General features: G+C 71.5%; 17 protein-coding genes. 7 read left to right on the top strand and 10 right to left on the bottom strand.

All coding sequences use genetic code 11. From position 1 onward, the window contains the following. From WMF14_RS30035 to WMF14_RS30025, 3 genes are all read left to right on the top strand, one after another. On the top strand, positions 1–1,695 hold the full coding sequence (locus WMF14_RS30035) for a DUF1592 domain-containing protein (protein WP_437791626.1): 1,695 nt from the start codon (positions 1–3) through the stop codon (positions 1,693–1,695). Positions 1,696–1,864: 169 nt separating this feature from the next. Next, positions 1,865–3,337, top strand: coding sequence for a protein adenylyltransferase SelO (locus WMF14_RS30030; protein ID WP_437791623.1), 1,473 nt, complete (start codon positions 1,865–1,867; stop codon positions 3,335–3,337). A 48-nt stretch (positions 3,338–3,385) separates the two neighbouring features. After that, entirely contained in the window at positions 3,386–4,315 is a 930-nt protein-coding gene (locus tag WMF14_RS30025) for a YkgJ family cysteine cluster protein (protein ID WP_437791621.1), read from the top strand. A 73-nt stretch (positions 4,316–4,388) separates the two neighbouring features. On the opposite strand, the gene WMF14_RS30020 is transcribed toward WMF14_RS30025, so the two are convergent. Beyond that, positions 4,389–5,429, bottom strand: coding sequence for a hypothetical protein (locus tag WMF14_RS30020; RefSeq protein WP_437791619.1), 1,041 nt, complete (start codon positions 5,427–5,429; stop codon positions 4,389–4,391). A 73-nt stretch (positions 5,430–5,502) separates the two neighbouring features. Further along, on the bottom strand, positions 5,503–6,753 hold the full coding sequence (locus WMF14_RS30015; RefSeq protein ID WP_437791616.1) for a hypothetical protein: 1,251 nt from the start codon (positions 6,751–6,753) through the stop codon (positions 5,503–5,505). A gap of 477 nt (positions 6,754–7,230) precedes the next feature. Here WMF14_RS30015 and WMF14_RS30010 point away from each other — a divergent pair, with 477 nt between their 5' ends. Continuing rightward, a complete protein-coding gene (locus WMF14_RS30010; protein WP_437791613.1) occupies positions 7,231–8,076 on the top strand; it encodes a helix-turn-helix domain-containing protein in 846 nt (281 codons plus the stop codon). 144 nt (positions 8,077–8,220) lie between these two features. Here the strand turns inward: WMF14_RS30010 and WMF14_RS30005 are convergent, their stop codons facing one another. Both WMF14_RS30005 and WMF14_RS30000 read right to left on the bottom strand, forming a co-directional pair. Beyond that, a complete protein-coding gene (locus WMF14_RS30005) occupies positions 8,221–8,592 on the bottom strand; it encodes a hypothetical protein (RefSeq protein WP_437791610.1) in 372 nt (123 codons plus the stop codon). A gap of 108 nt (positions 8,593–8,700) precedes the next feature. Beyond that, entirely contained in the window at positions 8,701–9,681 is a 981-nt protein-coding gene (locus WMF14_RS30000; RefSeq protein WP_437791607.1) for an aldo/keto reductase, read from the bottom strand. Between the two features lie 50 nt (positions 9,682–9,731). Here WMF14_RS30000 and WMF14_RS29995 point away from each other — a divergent pair, with 50 nt between their 5' ends. Continuing rightward, entirely contained in the window at positions 9,732–10,352 is a 621-nt protein-coding gene (locus tag WMF14_RS29995) for a TetR/AcrR family transcriptional regulator (RefSeq protein ID WP_437791605.1), read from the top strand. A gap of 18 nt (positions 10,353–10,370) precedes the next feature. On the opposite strand, the gene WMF14_RS29990 is transcribed toward WMF14_RS29995, so the two are convergent. The 4 genes from WMF14_RS29990 to WMF14_RS29975 form a co-directional block, all read right to left on the bottom strand. After that, complete coding sequence (locus tag WMF14_RS29990) at positions 10,371–10,769, bottom strand: hypothetical protein (RefSeq protein WP_437791603.1); 399 nt, start codon at positions 10,767–10,769, stop codon at positions 10,371–10,373. A 169-nt stretch (positions 10,770–10,938) separates the two neighbouring features. After that, positions 10,939–13,497, bottom strand: coding sequence for a helicase HerA-like domain-containing protein (locus tag WMF14_RS29985; RefSeq protein ID WP_437791600.1), 2,559 nt, complete (start codon positions 13,495–13,497; stop codon positions 10,939–10,941). A 5-nt stretch (positions 13,498–13,502) separates the two neighbouring features. After that, positions 13,503–15,698: a hypothetical protein gene (locus tag WMF14_RS29980; RefSeq protein ID WP_437791597.1), complete on the bottom strand. Its 2,196-nt coding sequence runs from the start codon at positions 15,696–15,698 to the stop codon at positions 13,503–13,505. Beyond that, positions 15,695–16,561, bottom strand: a complete 867-nt coding sequence (locus tag WMF14_RS29975) for a hypothetical protein (RefSeq protein WP_437791595.1) — start codon at positions 16,559–16,561, stop codon at positions 15,695–15,697. Before WMF14_RS29975 ends, WMF14_RS29980 begins: the two co-directional genes overlap by 4 nt. Positions 16,562–16,583: 22 nt before the next feature. On the opposite strand from WMF14_RS29975, the gene WMF14_RS29970 reads away from it, so the two are divergent. Then, positions 16,584–16,853: a hypothetical protein gene (locus WMF14_RS29970; protein WP_272094323.1), complete on the top strand. Its 270-nt coding sequence runs from the start codon at positions 16,584–16,586 to the stop codon at positions 16,851–16,853. A 91-nt stretch (positions 16,854–16,944) separates the two neighbouring features. Continuing rightward, positions 16,945–18,495 carry an outer membrane protein assembly factor BamB family protein gene (locus WMF14_RS29965; protein WP_437791592.1) on the top strand — a complete coding sequence of 517 codons (1,551 nt, stop codon included), beginning with the start codon at positions 16,945–16,947 and terminating at the stop codon, positions 18,493–18,495. A 110-nt stretch (positions 18,496–18,605) separates the two neighbouring features. On the opposite strand, the gene xseB is transcribed toward WMF14_RS29965, so the two are convergent. Both xseB and xseA read right to left on the bottom strand, forming a co-directional pair. Then, a complete protein-coding gene (xseB, locus tag WMF14_RS29960; protein WP_437791589.1) occupies positions 18,606–18,920 on the bottom strand; it encodes an exodeoxyribonuclease VII small subunit in 315 nt (104 codons plus the stop codon). 4 nt (positions 18,921–18,924) lie between these two features. Beyond that, positions 18,925–20,568 carry an exodeoxyribonuclease VII large subunit gene (gene xseA, locus WMF14_RS29955; protein WP_437791586.1) on the bottom strand — a complete coding sequence of 548 codons (1,644 nt, stop codon included), beginning with the start codon at positions 20,566–20,568 and terminating at the stop codon, positions 18,925–18,927. Positions 20,569–20,621: the final 53 nt, after the last annotated feature.

Here is a 20,621-nt window from a genome sequence, read left to right as displayed (position 1 = left end):
ATGAGGCTCTTGCACGCCGTATCTTCGCTCTGCTGCTTCGCGGCGCTCTCGCTCATCGCCCCTGGGTGCGGGATCACGATCCTGGGCAAGGGCACCGACGCCGACGAGCAGAGCGGCGGCGGCAGCGGCACAGCGGCCGGCGTCGGGGCGGGATCAGGCGTCGGAGGGGGGGATCCCTGCCTCCCCGGCATCCCGGTGACGTCCCAGATCCCGCGCCTGCTCGACCGGCAGTACGACGCGGTGGTGCGGGATCTGCTCGGCGTGACGACGCTGGCGAGCGCCGGCGACCTCCCGCCGTCTGCGCTCCTCGTCCCCGACTTCGAGGGGGACATGACAGACCCCGCATGGAACGGCTATCTCGCGGCCGCCGAACACGTCGCCGCCGAGGTGATGGGCGGGCCGAACAAACCCAGGTTCCTCGCCTGTGATCCGGCGGCGCCGACGTGCCTGGAAGAGACGATCATCACCTTTGGTCGCAGGGCGTTCCGCCGTCCTCTGCTCGAAGAAGAGGTGCAGAGCCTGCTGCGGCTCACCGCCGTGGAGCCCCGGGGCACGCCCGATGAGATCGCCGAGGCCATCCTCTTCGCCTTCCTCGCTTCGCCCTCGTTCCTCATGCGCCCCGAGCTGACGCAGGACCGCGAAGGAGACGCGATCAAGCTCTCCAGCCACGAAGTGGCGGCCAGGCTCTCGTTCCTGCTGTGGGATTCCATTCCAGATGACATCCTGGACGCCGCGGCCGACGCTGGCCAGCTCGCCACCAAAGCGCAGATCCTGGCGCAGGCCCAGCGGATGATCCAGGACCGCGAAAAGACGGCGCCGGTCGTGGCCCAGTTCCATCGTGTTTATGCGGACATTCGCACGGGTTCGCGCTGGGGAGCGATCGAACACGACACGACCCGGTTCCCCGACTACTCCCCGGATGTGGTCGCTCCGATGATGGCAGAGATGGACGCCCTCTTCGAGGACGTGGCGTTCGAGGGGGGGGCGTTCAAGGACCTCTTTCTGAGCAACGTCGGTTACGTCAATCAGGACACCGCCCCGCTCTATGGGCTCGATGCGGCCGACTACGGCGCGGAGCTGACGCGGGTGGAGCTCGATCCGAACGAGCGGCCGGGCTTCTTGACCCGCGTCGGGTTCTTGAGCTCCTACTCGCGCTATGACGCCACGAACCCGATCCTCCGGGGCGCGTTCGTGTCCACCAGGCTGCTCGGGGTCAACCTGGCCCCCGTGCCCGGCGCGAGCGAGACGCCGCGGCCTCCGGGCGAGTTCTCCACGGAGCGTGAGGTCGTCGATGCGCTGACCTCCTCCACGAACTGCGCGGTATGCCACGACACGTACGTCAACCCGCCGGGCTTCGTGCTCGAGAGGTACGACGCCGTCGGCAAGGTGCAGACCATCGATCCGCTCGGCGGCGCCATCGACGGGACCGCCGATGTCACCTTCGGCGCCAACAACGTCAAGAGGATCACGTCACCCATCGAGCTGATGAACGAGCTCGCCGCCGATCCGGGCGCCAGGCGCCATTATGCCGAGCGGTGGGTCGCCTTTGCCACCGGGCGGACGCCCAACGGGAACGACGCCTGCGACGTCGACGGGCTCAGCGCCAGCCTGTCTGTCGATGGCTATACCCTCCTCGATCTGCTCACCGATCTCACCCAGACGGACTCTTTCCGCCTGCGCGTCGTGGGAGACTGAGGAGGGAATTCGGTAGGACGAAGAGTCTGTCCGCAAGTACCTCTGCGACCTGCCGAACGCCATCGGGGTGAACGCCGGCGCCGACGGCTTCCCGCGGCGTCCTGGCGCAGCCGGTGACGGGTTCTTCCGGCGGCTTGAGCAGCGGCACCTCCGCGCGTAAGGTTCGCCGATGAAGCTCCCGTTCGACAACACCTACGCCCGCCTTCCCGACCGCTTCCACGCGCGCGTCTCCCCCGCCCGGGTCCGCGCGCCGCGCATCGTGAAGGTCAACCGCGCGCTCGCGGAGGTGCTCGGGCTCGACGCGGAGCAGCTCGCCTCGGCGGAGGGGGCCGAGGTGCTCGCGGGCAACGCGCTGGCCGAGGGCGCGGAGCCGATCGCGCTCGCGTACGCGGGGCACCAGTTCGGCAGCTTCGTGAGCCAGCTCGGGGACGGGCGCGCCATCCTGCTCGGCGAGGTCGTCGGCAGGGACGGCAAGCGGCGCGATCTCCAGCTCAAGGGCGCGGGGCGGACGCCGTTCTCGCGGGGCGGAGACGGGCGCGCGGCGCTCGGGCCGGTGCTGCGCGAGTACGTCGTGAGCGAGGCCATGGCGGCGCTCGGCGTGCCGACGACGCGGGCGCTCGCCGCGGTGACGACGGGCGAGCCGGTCTATCGCGAGGAGGTGCTCCCCGGCGCGGTGCTCACGCGCGTGGCCGCGAGCCACATCCGCGTGGGCACGTTCCAGTTCTTCGCCGCGCGGGGCGACCGCGAGGCGCTGGCCACCCTGGCGTCGTACGCGCTCTCCCGGCACTACCCCGACGCGGTGGGCAGCGGCAATGACGCGCTGGCGCTGCTCGAGCGCGTCGTCGACGCGCAGGCGACCCTTGTCGCGCGCTGGCTCGGCGTCGGCTTCGTGCACGGCGTGATGAACACCGACAACACGTCGATCTCCGGGGAGACCATCGATTATGGGCCGTGCGCGTTCCTCGACGAGTACGATCCCGCGAAGAAGTTCAGCTCGATCGATCGGGGCGGCCGGTATGCCTTCGGGAACCAGCCGCGCATCGCGCAGTGGAACATGGCGCGGCTGGCCGAGGCGCTCCTGCCCCTCCTGGCCGAGGGCGAGGAGGAGTCCATCCGCCTGGCGACCGAGCGCGTGGAGCGCTTCTCCGCGCTCTTCGTCGCAGCGCACGAGCGCGTCCTGCGGGCCAAGCTGGGGCTCGCGCGCGAGGAGGAGGGCGATCTCGCGCTCGCCGCGGATCTGCTGGAGCGCCTCGCGTCGAACGGCGTCGATTACACGGTCTTCTTTCGCCGGCTCTGCGCTTCAGCGGCCGATCCAGCGGCCGATGCGCAGGTGGCCGCCCTGTTCGCGGAGCCCGGCGCCTTCCGCGACTGGGCCGAGTCGTGGCGCCGGCGGCTCGCCCGGGAGGAGGTCACTCCCGAGGCGCGCGCGAGCGCGATGCGGCTCGTCAACCCGGCGTTCATCCCGCGCAATCACCGGATCGAGGCGCTCATCCAGGCGGCCGTTCTCCGTGACGACTTCGAGCCGTTCGAGACGCTGGTGCGGGTGCTCGGGCGACCGTACGACGATCAGCCGGAGAGCGCTCATCTGAGCGAGCCCCCGCAGCTGGACGAGCGTGTGCAATACACGTTCTGCGGGACCTGAGTCTCTTCGAGCGCTCGGGCGGTAACCACCCTCCAGGAACCGGCCACCATGAGTCAGAGGAAAGGCAAGCCGCGCTCCGCGTCAGGAAAGAAGGGCCGGCGCGACGCCCGCAAGGACGGTGTGGGCCGCGTGCATCTCACGATCCTTCGCGACCCCGTGAGCGGGAATGAGCGCGTGGCGCTCAGGAGCCCGGTGTTCCGGGAGGCCTGGCAGAACGACATCGCGGCGGCCGCGGCCAACACGGCCTATGCTGCACTGCGCGGGGAGCCGAGCGTGGATGGCGCGGTCGAGCTGACGCGGGACGCGATGGCAGCGACGTCGCGGCTCGCGGCGGGGCTCCTGGCGCGCGCGCCCGATGGCGCGGTGGCGTGCAGGGCGGGCTGCGATCACTGCTGCCATCAATCGGTCGGGGTCACGCCGCCGGAGGCGCTCGCGATCGCCGATCACCTGAGGTCGACCCTGTCCGACGCGGAGCTCGCGCGCGTGGCTCAGCACGTGTCCGGGTGCCACGACAGGACGCGGAGCCTGCCGTCGGCAGAGCGGTTTTCGCCGGACCACCCTTGCCCCTTCCTGCGGTCGGGGCGGTGCTCGATCTACGAGGTTCGACCGCTCTCCTGTCGAGGGATGAACTCGCTCGACGCGGGAGAGTGCGCGACCAGGCTGCGGGACCCCGAGGCGCGCGCCGCGTTCCTGGCGCGCGGCGTGGGAGGGCGCTCGTTCATGGAGCCCATTCGCGGCGTCCACGCCATCAGCGCCGGCCTGCAGCTCAGCCTGTCCGAGCTCTTCCGCCTCGACATGCGCCCCCTGGAGCTGACGGCGGCCATGCACCTGCTCCTGAACGGGCCCGACTCGCTCGCCGACGCGTGGATCCGCGGGGAGCGGCCGTTCGAGTCGGCGCGCAGCGCTGACCAGGCGACGGATCCCGGCCTGGGCGAGCTCATCGCAGCGGTGGGTCTCGCGCCCGGCCGGGCGCCGTGAACGGCTCGAAGCGGGGTGCAGGATCTTGGGATACGGGCTCAGCCGCCAGGCAGGCGAGTGAGGCGTGCGTCATTCACCGCTCGAGCCAGCGCGTCCTCTCACGCGCGAGGCGCGCGACCGCTGCCCAGTCGATCGGCGCCGCTCTCCGCAGCTCGTGGGCGGGCGAAGCCGGGTTTTCCCACATGTCCTTCGCGCCGAAGAGCACCTCGACGACGGCTGGGTCCTCGTCCCACGCGACGGGCGCGAGGTCGTCGAGGCACGTGGTATCGATCGGAGCCTCGGGGTCCGCGATGAATTTCGCCATCATCTGCGTGCCGCACGGCGCCGCGCCGGGGGTCTTCACGGGGGACTCGAACGCGACGCCGTGCGGGCTCCAGGGCACGGCCACGAACGTCTGATGAGGCGCGGTGAGCTCGTCGGCCGAGAGCTCCGCCAGATCGATGGGCGTCTGCGGGTCGAGCAGGCCATTCATCGCCAGGATGGGCACGGTGGAGTCCGGCCACCCGCCCCAGAGCCGGTCGTGCGGGTAGCGCGGCCAGGCCTCGTAGAGCTGGCCGAGCTCCAGCGCCTCCCGCGGGCAGAAGCGCTGCGCATCGCAGCGCGCCTGGAGCTCGGCTGGGGTGGGGGCCGGCTCTTCCCACAGCTCGGAGAGGGCCACGTGTGTCCCCAGGAGGATCGATCCCCGCGGCTCGCCTCCGCCGGGCTGCGACATCAGCTCGAGCAGCGTCTTCATGTAATGGCCGACCACCTGCACGTCGCCGGGCTCGCAGCGGTCGATGCGGTAAGCGAGCGGGAAGAGGTGCGTCCGCAGGCTCCGGATCTGCACGAAGAGCGGAGCGATGGAGGCGAACAGCGCGACGTCGGCGCCGAGCTCCGCGCAGTGGCCTTCTGCGAGCTTGCCGAAGAGCGCGTCGAGCTTCGCCCAGGGCTCGGGGCCGAGCTTCGCCCCGCAGACCGGATCGGCGGCGCAGATCGCGGACAGAGCCTTCGCCACCGGATCGAACTGGGTATCGTACCGAGACAGGCGCTGCGCGCCCGGCGATGCGACCGAGTCGAGGACGCGTGGAGGTCGAGCGCCGTGCCCTGTGTGCCCGCTCGTCCGGTTTCCGCTCAACGGCGGTGCTGTTTTTCCGGCCGGGCCGCAGGGCCGAGGAGGCCCCCGGCCCGCCCGGGAGAGGGCCTTCCGCTCAGAGGAGCTTCATGTACGCGACGATGTCCGCCTCTTCCTGGGCGGTCAGGGTCGTTCGCCCCCCGAGGGGGGTGGCCAGGATGGGCGCGGCCTCGAACACCAGCTTGTAGTGGTGGACGACGTCCTCCAGCGTATGGGCCGAGTTGTCGTGGAAATAGGGCGCCGTCTCGTTGATGCCCCAGAGGGAGGTGGTCTTGCCGTCCCCCAGGCCGTCCAGGCTGCCGAGGACGAGGGCGTAGGCCGGATCGGCGGCGAGCATCGAGAGGATGCCGTTCTCGAGCCGCGGCTGATAGACGGCGATCAGCGGGAAGAACTGGTCTGGATCGGAGCAGAGGAAGCTGCTCCCGTCCGAGGGGCAGACCATATCGTAGCGGCGCATCGGGTTCGGCGTTGGCCGCGTCTCGGTGGTGCCGAGGACCTCGCCCGAGAATCCGGTCAGCACGCCCGTGATCCTCAGGAACGGCCCGAGGACGAACTGGTCGCTGGCCGTGTTCAGCATGGGCCCGCTGTGGCACTGGCCGCAGAGTTTGTTCGGGAGAAAGTGCTTGCGCCCGCGCTTCTCGGACGGCGTGCAGCCACGAGGCAGCTCGGGCTCGGGCCCGCCGTGAGCGTAGCGGCGCAGCTCCCGCGAGCTGAACAGCGTCCTCTCGTAATCGGCGATCTTCTCGAGCTGTCGCCGCGTGGGCGTGACCGTCGGCTCGAAGTGCGCAAGGATCGCGTTCGCGGCCTGCGTCTCGAGGTCGGGCTCACGGGTATCGAACGTGATGAGCGGATCGAGCGCCGGCGAGTTCTTGGTGGAGGCGATGCCTCGGAAGACGGTCACGCTCGTGGCCGCGGGGTCGTCGTGCAGCCAGATGTTCGGCGGCAGCGGGAACTCGTAGCGGATCGTGGCCTCGTTGAGGAGCCGCGTGTAGCTGTTGCCGACGCCATCGTCGCTGTCGATCGGGCGGAAGAGAGGATCGTGCGGGTTGGCCGCGTACCGCCGCTGCACGTCCGCCGGGGACAGCGTGCCTGTCTCCTCGCTGTGGCAGGTCGCGCAGCGGCGCCCATTGCCGCCGAATGTCTCTCTTTCGAAGAGCTGCTCGCCGCTCTGGACCCGATGCGCCTGGGCGGCGAACGCGACGGCCTCTTCGGAGTCCCACTCCTCCTCCTGCCCGACGCAACCCGCGGCGCCGGCCCCCAGCAGCGGGACAAGGAAGAAGAGACAGGCCATGAACACGCCTTGATGGGAATTGAACTTGAGTTGCATAAACCCTCCCTGGTAATGAACTGACAGGGGAGCATCGCCCGGAGCGATCCCGGTGTCGTGATCGCGCCGGTCGAGAGACGCGCGCCCATGCCGAGCGCGCAGCCATCATGTTCGATCTAGATCATGGTGAATTCGGGCGTCCGCGCGAGGTTGCGGCGCGCCGCGATAAGGACCCCCGGGTGACCTCGCAGGTATTCAGAAGAACGAAGGACTTCCTGGCTGTCAAGCGAGCTCAACCATTTCTTGCCCGTTCCACATGTGTGCATGTCGGGGCGCCCACGCACGCCGCGTTCTGCTCCTTTTGTGACGCCGCAGACGCCTCTGACGTCGCACCGACGGAGCCTCGAAAGCCTGGCCAGGCCGATCGAAGACCTCGCCATTCCCTGTCGTCGCGCCCGGAGCCATCCTCCGACGGCGCTCGCGGGGGATCCTTCGGGATCCTGCGCGGTCGGCGCGTGTTACCCTCCGACGGTGGCCATGGAGTCGCAGCTTACAATTGACGCCCTCGAGAACGGCGTGATCCACGTACGTGCCTGTCGCGCGCCGGAGATCCGCCCGATGCGGCGCGCCGCCGTGCACACCTATTCGGTCCTCGCCTTTCACCTCGGCGGCCGCGTGCGCGTGGAGCACCGCGGCGAGCTGGAGCTGACGGCGGGCCAGGTCCACCTCGTCCCTGCCGGTGATGCCCACCGGTGGCTCACGGCGAGCAAGGCGGATCTGCGCGGCGTGGCCTTCTGTCGCTCGTGCCTCCCCCCGGATCGCTTTCAGGAGCTGCTCGCCCCGCTCGATCGCGTCCGGCGCGGGGCTTTCCCCGTCGTCGAGCTGCCGACCCGCAGGCAGCCCCACGTGCTCGGCCTGCTCGAGGAGCTCGAGCGCGAGCTGTCGCGATCCTCGGGCATGCTGCCCGTCGTGGCCGAGAGCCTCCTCGGGCTCCTGCTCGCCGAGATCGTGCGCGCCGCCCCGCGCGACGCGGCTCTCCCAGAGGCCCCGTCGATCGTCGCCGAGGCGCTCGCCGTGATCGAGGCGCGCTGTCTGGGACCGCTGACCCTCGGTGAGGTCGCCCGCGCGGTGCGCCGATCTCCCGCGTACATCACGACCGCGGTGAAGCGGTCGACGGGGCGCTCTGTGGTGGCGTGGATCCTCGAAGGCCGCCTCGCCGAGGCGCGGCGTCGCCTGCGCGACACGGACGAGCTCGTCGAGATCATCGCCGAGCGGGTCGGCTATGCCGACGCCAGCCAGTTCAGCCGCCTCTTCCGCCGCCGCCACGGCGTGGCCCCGGCCGCGTGGCGCGCCCGCGAGCGCGCGCTGCCTCGCCCTGGGTGATCGTCCGGCAGGCCTGTCACGCCGAGCGCAATTTCCGGCCGATTCGAGCGCCGGGAGCCCTGGGGCGCGGCGCGCTTCTGACGCGACCGTCCTCGATCGGCTTCACCTGGACCGACACGGCGTGCTGGCGCGCCGCGCGCGCCGTCACCCCGGGCCCCGCAGCGCCTCGACCAGCGCCTCGACCAGCGCGCGCACGGGGAGCGAGGGCGACCGCTCGCCGAGCAGCTCGAGCACGTCCTCGTCGTCCTCGCCGCACGAGAGTTGTACGGCCGCGACCACGGCCCCATCGCGCTCGACCGCCAGGTCGAAGATCCCCTCCTCGTCGCTCACCGGCGCGCCGAGCAGCGCGGACAGCCGGCGGCCCAGGAGCTCGGCCAGCGGCTCGTCACCGTCGAGGCTCGCCTCGCCGGGCTCGATGGTGGCCTGGACCGCGCGCGTCGGCGCCCCGCTCACCTCGGCGCCCTCGCGATCGAGCCGGAAACGAAAGCCACGCGCCTCGAAGAACCCCGTCGTCACGCGCGCGATCAAGGCACGCCGCGGGCGCGCCGGCAAGCGGGGCGGGTGATCCACGCCCATGGCGGTTGGCGGGCGGTGACGGGAGCGTGTGGTCGCGACCCGGGTCGCTCAGCGCGCCGCGTACTTCATGACGAACGAGGGGTACCGATCGCCGACAATCGAGCCCGGCGCGAACGCGGCGTCGAGCTGCGCGAGCTCGTCCGTGGAGACGCGCACGTCGAGCGCCGAGAGGTTCTCGTCGAGCCGCGCGCGCCGGCGGATGCCGACGAGCGGCACGATGTCGTCGCCGCGCGCGCGGAGCCACGCGATGGCCAGCTGGGCTGGCGTGCAGCGCTTCCGGGCGGCCAGCTCGACGAGCGGGCGAGCTGCGCGGACGTTCTGCTCCAGCGCGTGTCCTTCCATCCGCGGCGCCACGAAGTGCGCGCCAGGGCTCGGCGCCGTCGCGCCGCTGAGCAGCCCGTCGGCGAGCACGCGGTAGGCGACGACGCCGATCCCGAGCTCGCGCGCGGCCGGCAGGATCTCTGCTTCGATGAAGCGGCACGCGAGCGAGTACTCGATCTCGAGCGCGGCGATGGGGTGCACGGCGTGCGCGCGGCGCAGGAGCTCCACGCCGACCTCGGACACGCCGACGTGGCGGACCTTGCCCTCGCGCACGAGGTCGGCGATGGCGCCGATCGTCTCCTCGAAGGGCACGTCGGGATCGGGTCGCCCGGGCTGGTAGAGGTCGATCTCGTCGACGCCGAGGCGCTGGAGCGAGTAGGCCGCGAACGTCTTCACCGTGGCGGGGCGGCCGTCCATCCCAAGGAACTTCCCGCCCGGGGTACGCAGCATGCCGAACTTCACGCTCACGAAGGCCCGGTCGCGCCGGCCTTCGATGGCGCGTCCGATGAGCGCCTCGTTGTGCCCCATGCCGTAGAAATCGGCGGTGTTGAGGAGGTTCATCCCGGCGTCGAGCGCCGCCTGGATCGTGGCGATGCTCTCGGCGTCGCTGTCGGCGCCGCGGCCGGGCGACATCCCGCCGCAGCCGAGGCCCAGCGCGCCGACGAGCGGGCCGTTCTTGCCGAGATGCGTGCGCGGTATCATGGGCATCGTTCGACCTCCTCAATGTTAGAGCGAACGCTCTAGCATTGGGTCGCCGCATGCGCACTGTCAACCCCGACCAGCACGAGAAGAAGCGCCGCGAGCTCCTCCGCGCCGCCCTGCGCCGCTTCGCCGCCGAGGGCGTGCAGGCCTCCATCGCGAGCATCTGCGCCGAGGCGGGCGTCAGCCCCGGGCACCTCTACCATTACTTCCCGAGCAAGGAGGCCATCCTCGAGGGCATCTTCCAGCTCGTGCTCGACGAGGCGACCGCGCACCTGTCGGGTGACGTGCAGGACGCGCGCGACCTCCCCGCGCTCGTGGCCGACCTCTACGGCGGCAAGGGGCCGTCCCTCCTCTTCGATCTGCTCGCCGAGTCGCAGCGCAACGCCGCGATCGCGGATCGGCTCCGGCGCCACAGCGCCGAGATGAAGCAGCTCCTCGCGAGCGCGATCGCGCGCGGACAGGCCGCCGGCCTCGTCGACGACACGTTGCCGGCGGCGGCCCTCGCGACGATGCTGCTCGCCGTGCTGGATGGCAGCAAGGCGATCCGGCTGCGCGATCCAGCCGTCGACGGCGGCCACGCGCGCGAGATGCTGCTCGCGCTCGTGTCACGCGTGCTCGGCAAACGGCCCACGTCGCCGACCGCAAGCTCCGCGGCGGCAGATGACAGACCGCGGTAAGGCGCCGGTGCGGATGGGCTACGTCAGTCGTCGGATACCGACCATGGCAAGCGCGCCGCCAATCGCAATGGGGAGAAGCAGTTGCCATGTGAACTCGGGACGTGTCTCCCTCGTGGCGTTGATATAGAACGCTATGCCGGCAATCAAGGTGATGACACCCCCAAGGATCAGGCAGAAATAGGCACCAAGCCTCTGCCAGATGGAGAGACTCGGCTTGGGCGCAGTGGCCGCCGGCGTGAGCTGGGGTAATGCCAGACGCCGCAAGGCGACGAATGCGGCCGGAGCTCCGATCCACAGGAGACCGTACTCTCCCAAGAGCGGTATCCGAGAGAGTGCGCCAGCCACTGCGAGCCCGAGGAGCGCTGCAGGCACATCCCAGAAGTGTAGCGTCGGGTTCCTTGGGTTTCCGCTTGCCATGTCGATCTCCCTACCAGACGTCATTCTGTTACGAAAATCGATCTGGAGGCGGAAGCCAGGGCGAGTGGTGACGACTCCATCAACTCGCCCACGAAGCAGGGGGCGATGCCGGAACCGAGCGCCTCGCGGCGCAGGTGAAGAGGCCTCGACCCCGCCCGCGCTCGCCGCCTCACCCGCCTGTGCCACGGAGCCCCGCCTCGGTGACGGCCCGCTCCACGCGGTCGGGCGACCACGCGCCGGCGTGGCGCGTGAAGAGCGTTCGCCCCTTGAACGCGCGGCCAGCGAGCTCCGCGGGCATGTCGGGCCAGCGCGCGACGAAGCTCCCCTTCGGCGCCCCCTTGCGCGCGGCGACCCACGGAGGCGCCCCGCCCTCGATCGTGAACCAGTCGATCACGCGCTCCACGTCCTGGGCCGCCTCGAGCCGCCCGATGAGCTTCGTGCTCGTGTTGCCGAACACGTTGTAATCCACGGATCGAGGGCTCTGGGTGCACAGCAAGCAGCCCACGCCGTACTTGCGGCCCTGGGTGAAGAGCCGGATCAGCGGCTGCTTGGCGGGCGGCTTGCTGCCGCCGGCAGGGATCCAGTCGCGCGCCTCGTCGATGTAGAAGAGGAGATTCACGCCGCCGGAGGTCGCGTCCACGGTCGTGATCATCCAGCGGTACAGCTCCGTCGCGAGGGCCGCGAGGAAGAAGTGCTTCTCGTCGTCGTTGCTGAGCGCGTTCAGGTAAACGATGTTGAGCGGGACGCGCCCGGGCTTCGAGGGCCGGAGCAGCTCGGTGAAGTCGAGGCGCGTTCCCCCCGTGAAGAGCCTCGCGGACGGGCCCTGCACGAACGTGTTGAGCTTGCGCGCGAGCCGCTCGCGCTCGGACTTGCGGATCAGGCTGTCGACGTCGTCGATGCCCAGGTCCTCGGGCGCGGTGACGGCGGCCACGATGTCCCTCAGCCGGACCGGCGCCGCGCGCGGCAGGTGCCGCAGCACCTGGTAGAGGAAGGTGCGCTGTGACTCCTCCTCGCCGCCGCACGCGCAGAGGCTGACGAGGTTGGCCGCCACCGCCACGAGCAAGCCCTCCTCCTCCTCGGCGCGGAGCGCGGGGTTCGTGATGTGGGAGAGCTCGCCCGCGCTCGGGAGCCGCAGGGGGTCGAGGCAGAGCCGCTGGCCGTGCGAGGACCCGGGCGTGAGGATGCGCGGCTCCATGCGCTCCCTCAGCTCCTCCCAGGCGCGGTGCAGCTCCGGCGGCACATCGGACGGCGGGCGCGCCTCCATCATCTGGACGAGATCGCCCTGGGGGTCGATCGCGACGACGGGGACACCGGCGCGCAGCGCCTCCTCGGCGATGACCTTGGCCATCCACGTCTTGCCGCTCCCCGCGGCGCCGACCACCGAGACGTGCGTCCGGAGCACCGCAGGGTCCACGCAGACGGGCGCGCCGCCGTCGTCGAAGCCGAGGAGCATGCCGGTGACGTTCGCAGTGCGGGCCTCCGGCGGCTTCACTCCCGCGTTGAGCGCCGCCGGGGTCGGGCGCTCGCCGCCTTGCGGCGCCTCCGGCGGCTTGACGCTGGTACCGCCTGGCGGCGCCTCCGCCGGCCTGGCGCTGGTACCGCCCGGCGGCGCCTCCGCGGGCGCCTTTCGCCCACGGCCCCGCGCCGGCGCCGGCGCCGGCTTCGGGCGCTCGACGGCCGGCTTCACGACCGCCAGCGCCTCGTCGAGCTCGGGATCGTCCTCCACCATCGGCTCGTCCGCGGCCGGCTCGTCCGCCGCCGGCGCGCTGGCGGCGGCGCGCTCGCTCCCCTCCGGCGCTCCGCCGCCGCGCGTGGCCTCGAGCGCCGTCCAGCGCCTGTCCCACGCGCCCACGTCCTTGTGGCCGAGCTGCGCGACGCAGGCCCCGGAGCGCTCGTGCTTGCAGCCGCCGCAGTACGCGCGGTCGCCCGGCGGCGGGAGCCCGCCCGCGCCCACCGCGTGGTCGGACCAGGCCACCATGCTGGCGATGAGCTCGTAGACCTTGCCGCGCTTCGCCTCGATCTCCTCCCAGCGCGCCTCCCGGACGCTGCGCGTGGGGTGCAGGTAGAACACCGCCACGTCCGGCCGCGTGCCGTGCTGGTGGTGGTGCATCAGCGCGTACGTGAAGACCTGGAAGAGATCGCTGTTCGGGGAGGTCGCGGGCGTGAGCTTGTAGTCCACGATGCGGTGCTTCCCGAGCCGCGGATCGAAGTACACGTAGTCGATCGCCCCGGTCACGTGGACGTGGACGTCCTCCCCCACGTGGAACGTCACGTCGACCCGCTTGCGCGAGTCCCCGAAGAGCTGCGCCCGGAGCTCCGCCGCGGGCAGGCCCGCCGCCCTCGCGTGCGCCGCGAGCCGCGCGAGCTCCTCCATGTAGAGCTGCACCGCCGAGATGAAGCCCAGCCGCAGCGGCACCGGGCGCGCCGCGAGCGCGTCGAGGTTCAGGCAAGAGGCGTTGAACCAGCGCATCAGCGCCTGCTGGAGGCCCGGGGCGTCGCCGGCGGCCTCCAGCGCCGCCAGCACCTCGTCCGAGCTCGCCGCGGCGGCGTTGAAGCGCTCCACCGCGGTGTGGAACAGCGCGCCGCAGCCGGGCGCCTCCCCGCCCTTGCGCCAGATGCGGCTCACGACCGTCCGCCCGTCCTGCCGCTCGGCCGTGGCGCGCGCGTCGAACCAGTGGAGCCTCGGGCACGTCGCCGCGACGCGGAGCTGGGTCACGTTGACGTGCACGAGCCTCACTTCTTGCCCCGCAGCTGGACGAAGAGGTCGTCGTCAGTCGCGGTCGCGTGGACGTGGCCCTCGTCATGGAGCGCCTGCGCCGTCTTCTTGATGTGCGACCACACCTCCGGGAAGCGCTTCTCCTGCAGCTTCTTCCGGCTCGCGAAGATCTGCGCGAGCTCCTTCGCCATCAGGCCGAGGCGCCACGACAGCTCGGCCATGATGTGCTCCCGCGTCTGCTGCGGATCCCACGCCGGGGGCGGCGTCGAGTCCCCGCCGCCCTTCACGATCTCCTCGGTGAGCAGCTCGCGCAGCAGCGGGTGCGCGAGCAGGAGGCTCTGGCGCTCGAAGGACGCCAGCACCTCGGCCTCGGTCACCTTGCGGTACTGCCCGCGCGGGTGCTCGATCTCGAGATCGTGGCTCCTCGCGGCGCCGAGCAGCCCCACGAGCGAGTCGAGCTCCGCGTGCCCGGCGAAGTCGAGGGTGAGGTGGAGGAAGCGCTGGCGGCCCAGCTTGCAGAGCGCGTCGTACGCGGCCTTGCCGGCGCCGCCGAGCCGCAGCGGCCGGCGCTCCTCGTCGGTGACGAGGATGCGCTTGTCCGTGTGCTTCGTGTCCTCGACCATGCGCTGGAGCGGCAGCCGCGCGCCGTGCCCGCTCGGCGCGCAGAGGAACGTCACGCCGGTGGTCACGATGACGCCGTCCGCGCGCTTCTCCTTGGCCACGAGGTGGTGCGCGGGGGCGGCCTTGCCGCGCCTCTTCGCGGTCGCGTGCTCGACGCTGAGCAGCGTCGAGGCGCCCTTGCCGGCGCACCTGGCGAGCAGGTGGTGCGTCAGGCTCGCGAGGTTGTCCTCGTCGGGCGGCAGCGACGCCTGCTGAAGCCGGCGGCGGGTCGTGCCCTCGACGAGCTTCTTCTTCACCTCGGCGTCGATGACGTCCTCGAGCCTCCCGTCCGGCTCCTTCGGCTCGCGCTCGGGGCCAGGCCACTCCTTGAGCCAGCGCTTGCCGCCGACGGCCGCGAGCCGATCCTGCTGCGCCTCCCAGCGGTCGCGCGCCCAGAGGATCGCGTCCCGCGGCCGGAGCTCCTGCACGCCGTCGAGGCGCCGCTCGAGCCACGCGCTGCCGAGCGGGAAGAGCCGATCGCGCTTGCGCGCGGCCATGAGCTCCTCGATCTCCTTCTCGTCGAAGCCGGAGAGCGCGGCGTCGAGCCGCCCCTCGAGGATGGCGCGGGCCTCCTCCGGCGAGATCATGTGCAGCTCGAGGATCCGCTCGGCGATGCGGTCCCACGCGGCCGCCGGGATCACCTCGCCGGTGCGCAGGGAGAGCATCGACTGCTTCACGCCGGAGACGATCACGACGAGGTGCTTCGCGCGGTCGAGCAGCGCGTGCGCGTAGGACATCAGGGCGCGCACGGCGTCGGCGTCGAGGTTGTCGATCTGGTCGAGGCAGAGCACGAGCGGGAGCTCGGCGAGGGCGCACAGGTGCGAGAGGACGTGGAGGACGCGCTCCACCGCGGCGTCGTCCGCGAGAGCGAGGCCGTCCTCCCCGGCCGCCTGGTCGAGCAGGCGCGCCTCGTCGGGCCCGAGGGTCTCGCCGGAGAGCCACAGCACCGCCGCCTGGGCGCGCTTCTCGGCGCCGGCGTCGCCGAGGCTCGCGTGCGACGTCCCGGTGAGGAACGCGTTGAGCACGGGGATGACCGCGTTCTGCGGGTCGATCTTGGCGCCGAGGCGGGCCAGCGCCTCCTTGCGCGCGTCGATCTCCCTGGGCCCCGTCATCATCTTGCGGCCCTTGAGCGCGCCCGTCCGGATGACGGCGCGGTTGAGGACCGTGTACAGGCGCGACTGCGTGTAGTCGCTGCCGCGGTGCCCCGCGAGATCGCTGACGGTCGCGCTGAGCACGTACCGGAGCATCCGCTCGGGCGAGGCGAGGATGTTGTGCAGGTAGACGACCGTCGCCCTGTCTTCCCCGGCCCACTGGAACAGCCGCGCGAGCAGGTGGCTCTTGCCGACGCCGGGCGCGCCGATGAGCAGCGCGCCGATGCTGATCGGCTCCTTCGCGGCGTCCTGCACGACGCGCACGAGCTTGGTGAAGGCGTTCTTGTGGATCGACTCGACCGTGGCCTCGCCGCCCCCGACGTCGGTGATGCGGTGGCTGCGGAACGGGTTGGTGCCCCGGACCGCCGCCAGGAAGCGCTCGAACGTCGGCTCCTCGCTCATGCGTCGTCCCTCCGCGCCACGTAGACGAACAGGTTCCCGCCCTCCACGATGCCGGCGTCGCGCTCCGCCTCGGCCATCTGGTGGTGGCGCCCGTCGGACGGGTCGAGCGAGTAGCGCCGCTGCCGCCGGAGCGCGCCGAGCTCCTTGTCGAAGGTGTCGCGCGGGATGTCGGGCAGCGCGGTGCGGAGCGCGTGGAGGGTGACGTAGTTGAGGCGGCCGGACGCGCGGTCGAGGGAGGAGAAGGCGGCGTCGAAGCGATCGGCGAAGGAGACGGCCGGCGCGCCGGGGCCGCTCTGGGCCGAGCTGACGGCGCTGCTGGGGGCCGAGCTGCCGTGGCCGTCGGCCGTGGGGCGGTCAGCGCCGTCGGTCGCGATCGCGGCGGGCCGCGCCGGCGCGCCGGCGGCCGGGAGGACGGCGTCTGCGAGGAAGAAGAACAGCGGCTTCTTCCCGAGCAAAGCGCCGATGGTGCGGGGGAGCCGGCGCTCGGTGATGCGCTGAGCGAGCGCTGCCTTGAACGCGCGGCCCAGGGGAGTCACGAGGCCCTTGGGGAGCTGCGCCAGGCCGACTGCGGGAGCGTCGGCCGTCCGCGCCGACTGGAGCTGCACCTCCAGGAGCCGATCGGACTGCGCGATCGCCTCCAGGTCCTCCGAGAGCAGCACCAGCGTGGCGCCGGGGGCTGGCTTCTTCTTGCCTCTCGCGGCGCGGGAGAGCAGCACGCGCGCCTTCGCCTCCTTGGTCGTCAGCGCCTTGCTCGTCACCGCGAGCGTGTCACCGGTCAGCTCCGTCAGCCGCTCGAGCGTCGGCGGGTACGACGCGCCGCCGAGCTGCTTCTGGGACTCCAGGACGCCGAGGAGCCTCGGCACCGGCGAGGGCGGCGGCTCCTTCTTGCGCGCCGCGCCCTTCTGCCTCGCGGGAGCCTTCGGCGCGGCGGCCTTCCGCGGCGCGGCGGCCTTCTTCGGCTCCTCGGCGCTGCTCTTCCTCGCTGCAGTGGTCTTCGTGGTCGTCGCCCGCGAGCGCGGACTCGATGCGCTGTTCCGGTTCGTGGCCCACCTCCCGAGTGGCCGAGATTACCCCGGTATCCAGCCATGGGAAGGGGCTCCGCGCCGCCGCGCCGCCTTTCTCTATCCGATTGACGCCCAGCTCGATTCCGCGTGACCTAGACTCGGGGCCTCGTGCTGCGGAGGCGACGGAACTGGCGCGTCGCGCGGCCGATCGCCGCTCACCTCGATGCCCCGGGAGGAGCACCATGAAGCGTATCTTCTGGGTCCGGTCCGCGATCGGGGCCGCCGTATGTCTTGCCTTCCTCAGTGTCGTCCTGGGGAGCACGGCCATGGGCACGGGCGCCGGGCGCTGGACCGTCTATGGCTACGATCTGGCCAACACGCACTACGCACGCGACGAGCACGACATCGGGCCATCGAACGTCGCATCGCTCGCCGTGAAGTGGGCCTTCACCACGACCGGGATCGTCCCCGCGACGCCGGCCGTCGAGCACGGCGCGGTCTACTTTCCGGACGGGGGCGGCAAGCTGTACAAGCTCGACGCCAGGACCGGGCACCCGATCTGGACGCGCACGATCGCGGGCCTCACGGGCACGGTCGGCGCCGTCTCGCGCACGACCCCCGCGCTCCACGGCCACACGCTGTTCCTCGGCACCCTCGCCGGCGCGCACATGATCGCCGTGGACACGCGCACCGGGGCGCTCTTGTGGAAGAGGCAGCTCGACACGCACCCCGCGGCGATCATCACGCAGTCTCCCGTCGTGCATGGCGGCCGCGTGTACGTGGGTGTCTCCTCGCGCGAGGAGCTCTTCGCGGCGGACAACGCATATCCGTGTTGCAGCTTCCGCGGCAGCGTGGTCGCGCTCGACGCGGGGACCGGGGCGGTGCTCTGGAAGCGCTACACGGTGCCCGCCGGCTACACCGGCGGCGCAGTCTGGGGCGGCGCGCCCGCGCTCGACCTCAAGCGCCGCACGCTGTACGTGACCACCGGCAACAACTACACCGTTCCGCCGTCCGTCTCCGCGTGCGTGGAGGCCGCCGGAGACGACACCGTCGCCGCCGAGGCCTGCCTTGCGTCGGACGACTATATCGACGCCGTCCTCGCGCTCGACCTCCGCACCGGGGCGCTGAAGTGGGCGCGGCGGCTCCAGGGCTTCGACGCCTGGACGGGAGCCTGCTACTTCGGCGGCAACTGGTGCCCCGATCCGGCGGGCCCGGATTACGACTTCGGCACGGGCGCCACGCTCTTCACGGCCGGCGCGGGGGCGGAGCGCCGCGATCTGGTCGGCGCCGGCCAGAAGAGCGGTATCTTCTGGGCGCTCGATCGGGACGACGGGAGCGTGGTGTGGAGCACGCTGGTCGGTCCCGGCGGGGAGCTGGGCGGCATCATGTGGGGAGTCGCCGTCGACGAGAGCAGGATTTACGTGCCGATCGGCAACAACGGCCAGGTCGAGTACACGCTGCAGCCCTCCGGGGAGGTCATCAACTGGGGTTCGTGGAGCGCGCTCGACGCCGCCACGGGCGACATCCTGTGGCAGACGCCCGATCCCACGCCGGGCGCGCAGACCAGGGGGCCGCTGACGGTCGCGAACGGCGTGGTCTACGGCGGCTCGATGAGCGGCGACTTCCACGCGCTCGACGCCGAGACGGGCGACGTCCTCTGGAGCCATCCGGCCGACGGCTCCGTCAACGCCGGGCCGGCGGTGACGCGCGGTAGGGTGTTCTGGGGGAGCGGCTACGAGAGCTTCGGCATCGGCACGCCGGGCAACACGCTCTTCGCGTTCGACTTGCCGTAGCGCTGCCCGCCGCCGGACGGCGGACGCCGGAGCCGGCCGTGCCGTGGTGCCAGGCGCGGGCGCCGGTGGCCGTCCGTCGGCCACGAAGCCTTTTCTCCTCCTGCGCCCGCCTACTCGTCGTCTTCGTCGTCTTCGTCGTCGTCCGCGTCCGTGGTCACGGGCGCCTCGCGCTCGAGCTGCTCTGTGATGGTCTGCACCTGGATCTCCGCGGCGTGGATCTTCTGGCGGCAGAGCGTCACCAGATCCGCGGCCTCCTTCACGAGCGCGGAGAGCGCGTCGATGTCGACCTGACCTTCCTCGATGTTCTGCAAGATCTCCTCGAGGCGCGACGACGCCTCGCCATACGAGGCCTCTTTTGCGGCGCGCTGCGGGCTTGCCGTGTCCCCGTCGGACAGCTCCTTCGTCCCGCGCTTCGGCTTTGCCATGACCCTATGTCTCCTCCGATCCGTCCGAGCGAAGCCGCAGCACGCCCCGCTTCAGCTCGGCGATGAGCGTCGTCCCCTGGGGCGCGCGCGCCGCGTCGGTGAGCACCGCCCCTTCCGTCGTGCGCAGGATCGCATATCCTCGCTCCACGACGCGCCGCGGATCGAGGAGGCGCAGGCGCCGCTCGCGCGACTCGAGGCGCTCGGATTCGAGCGCCAGCCGCCGGGACGAGCGCGGCCCGAGGAGCGAGGCCATCTCGTCGACCCGATGCGAGGCGGCGTCGAGATCGCGCCTCGCCCCCTGCCGGAGCTGGCGGACCGCCTCCTGGAGCTGGCCCGCGCGGCGCGCGATCAGCAGCGACGCGGAGCGCGGGACCCGGGCCGCCCGGCGGGTGAGATCCGACGAGGCCGACCGGAGGACCCGCCGTCCCTGGTCGAGGATGCTCAGGAGCGACGACTCGACCTCATCCCTCGCTTCCGAGACCCGCTTGACGAGCATCGCGGCCGCGGCGGTCGGGGTCTTCTCGCGAAAGCCCACGAAGTCGAGCGCGGAGATGTCTCGCTCATGGCCGATGCCGACGACAACGGGGAGGGGGAACGTGGCGACGGCGCGGGCGATCGGCTCCGAGTCGAACCAGGCGAGGTCGGTGCGCGAGCCGCCGCCGCGGCAGATCAGCAGCACGTCGAGCTCCGCGGCGCGCGCCCGGAAGTAGTCGAGGGCGTTCAGGACCGATGGCTCGGTCTGCCGCCCCTGGACGCGAACCCCGTGCGCCACGACGCGGAACGCGAAGCCTGACTCCCTGAACGTGCCGAGCACGTCGTTGTAGGCGTCCGAGCCCAGGCTGGTCACGAGGCCGACGCGGAGGGGCAGGGCGGGGAAGGGCAGCGAGCGGTTCCGATCGAGCAGCCCTTCCTCGGCGAGCCGGCGGCAGATCTCCTCTCTCCGCCGGGCGGCCTCGCCGAGCGTGTAGCCCACGTCGAGGTCCTCGATCAGGAACCGGTACGAGCCCCAGGGGACGTACAGCTCGACGCGCCCGCGCACGCGGATCTGGATCTCGTCCTCGATCTGGAACGGGTCGCCCGCCGCGGCGAGGCGCCGCTCGATCTCGGCGCGCGCGCTCTCGAAGAGGGTCGCCTTGACCTGGGCGATCTCCTTTCCGTTGGCGTCGCGCTCGACGAGCTCGAAGCCGACGATGCTCTTGTGGGCGGCGCGGTTGTACCCGCAGACCTCGCCCACCAGCCAGATCGAGGCTGGAAACGCCGCCTCGAGCGCGGCGCGGACCTGCCCGTTGAGCTTCGAGACGGTGAAGTCGGACGCGGCCATGGCTGGCCTCGGCCGAGCGTCCCCGTCGCGCGGCTCATCGGCTCGGGCTGGCTCCACGGTGGGGATCGGCGTGACGCCCCCTTCGTCGAGGGCGAGGGCCCCGCCGCGTTCCCGGTAGAGGCGCTGCGTCACCTCGCAGAAGCCGAACCCTTCGGCGTGCAGCACCTCCACCACCGCGACCACGTGTGTCTCCGGGACGCGCCAGGTCTTCTGTTCGGGATTCCAGCGCCGGGACGGGAGCGACTTCACGACGTCCACCAGCCTGCGATCGAAGGCGAAGTGGATCTGGAGGGTCCCGGTCCCGTCGCTGCTGACGCGGCGGCTCATCGCGCCACTCTATCATCGCGGGTCGCGCACGGGCATCGCGGGGCTCTCCCGGC

The sequence above is a fragment of the Sorangium sp. So ce693 genome (genome assembly GCF_051521375.1).
GTDB classification, from domain to species: domain Bacteria; phylum Myxococcota_A; class Polyangia; order Polyangiales; family Polyangiaceae; genus Sorangium; species Sorangium atrum.
Note: the sequence above shows the minus strand (reverse complement) of the source record. Positions and strands in the feature narration are given on the sequence as shown.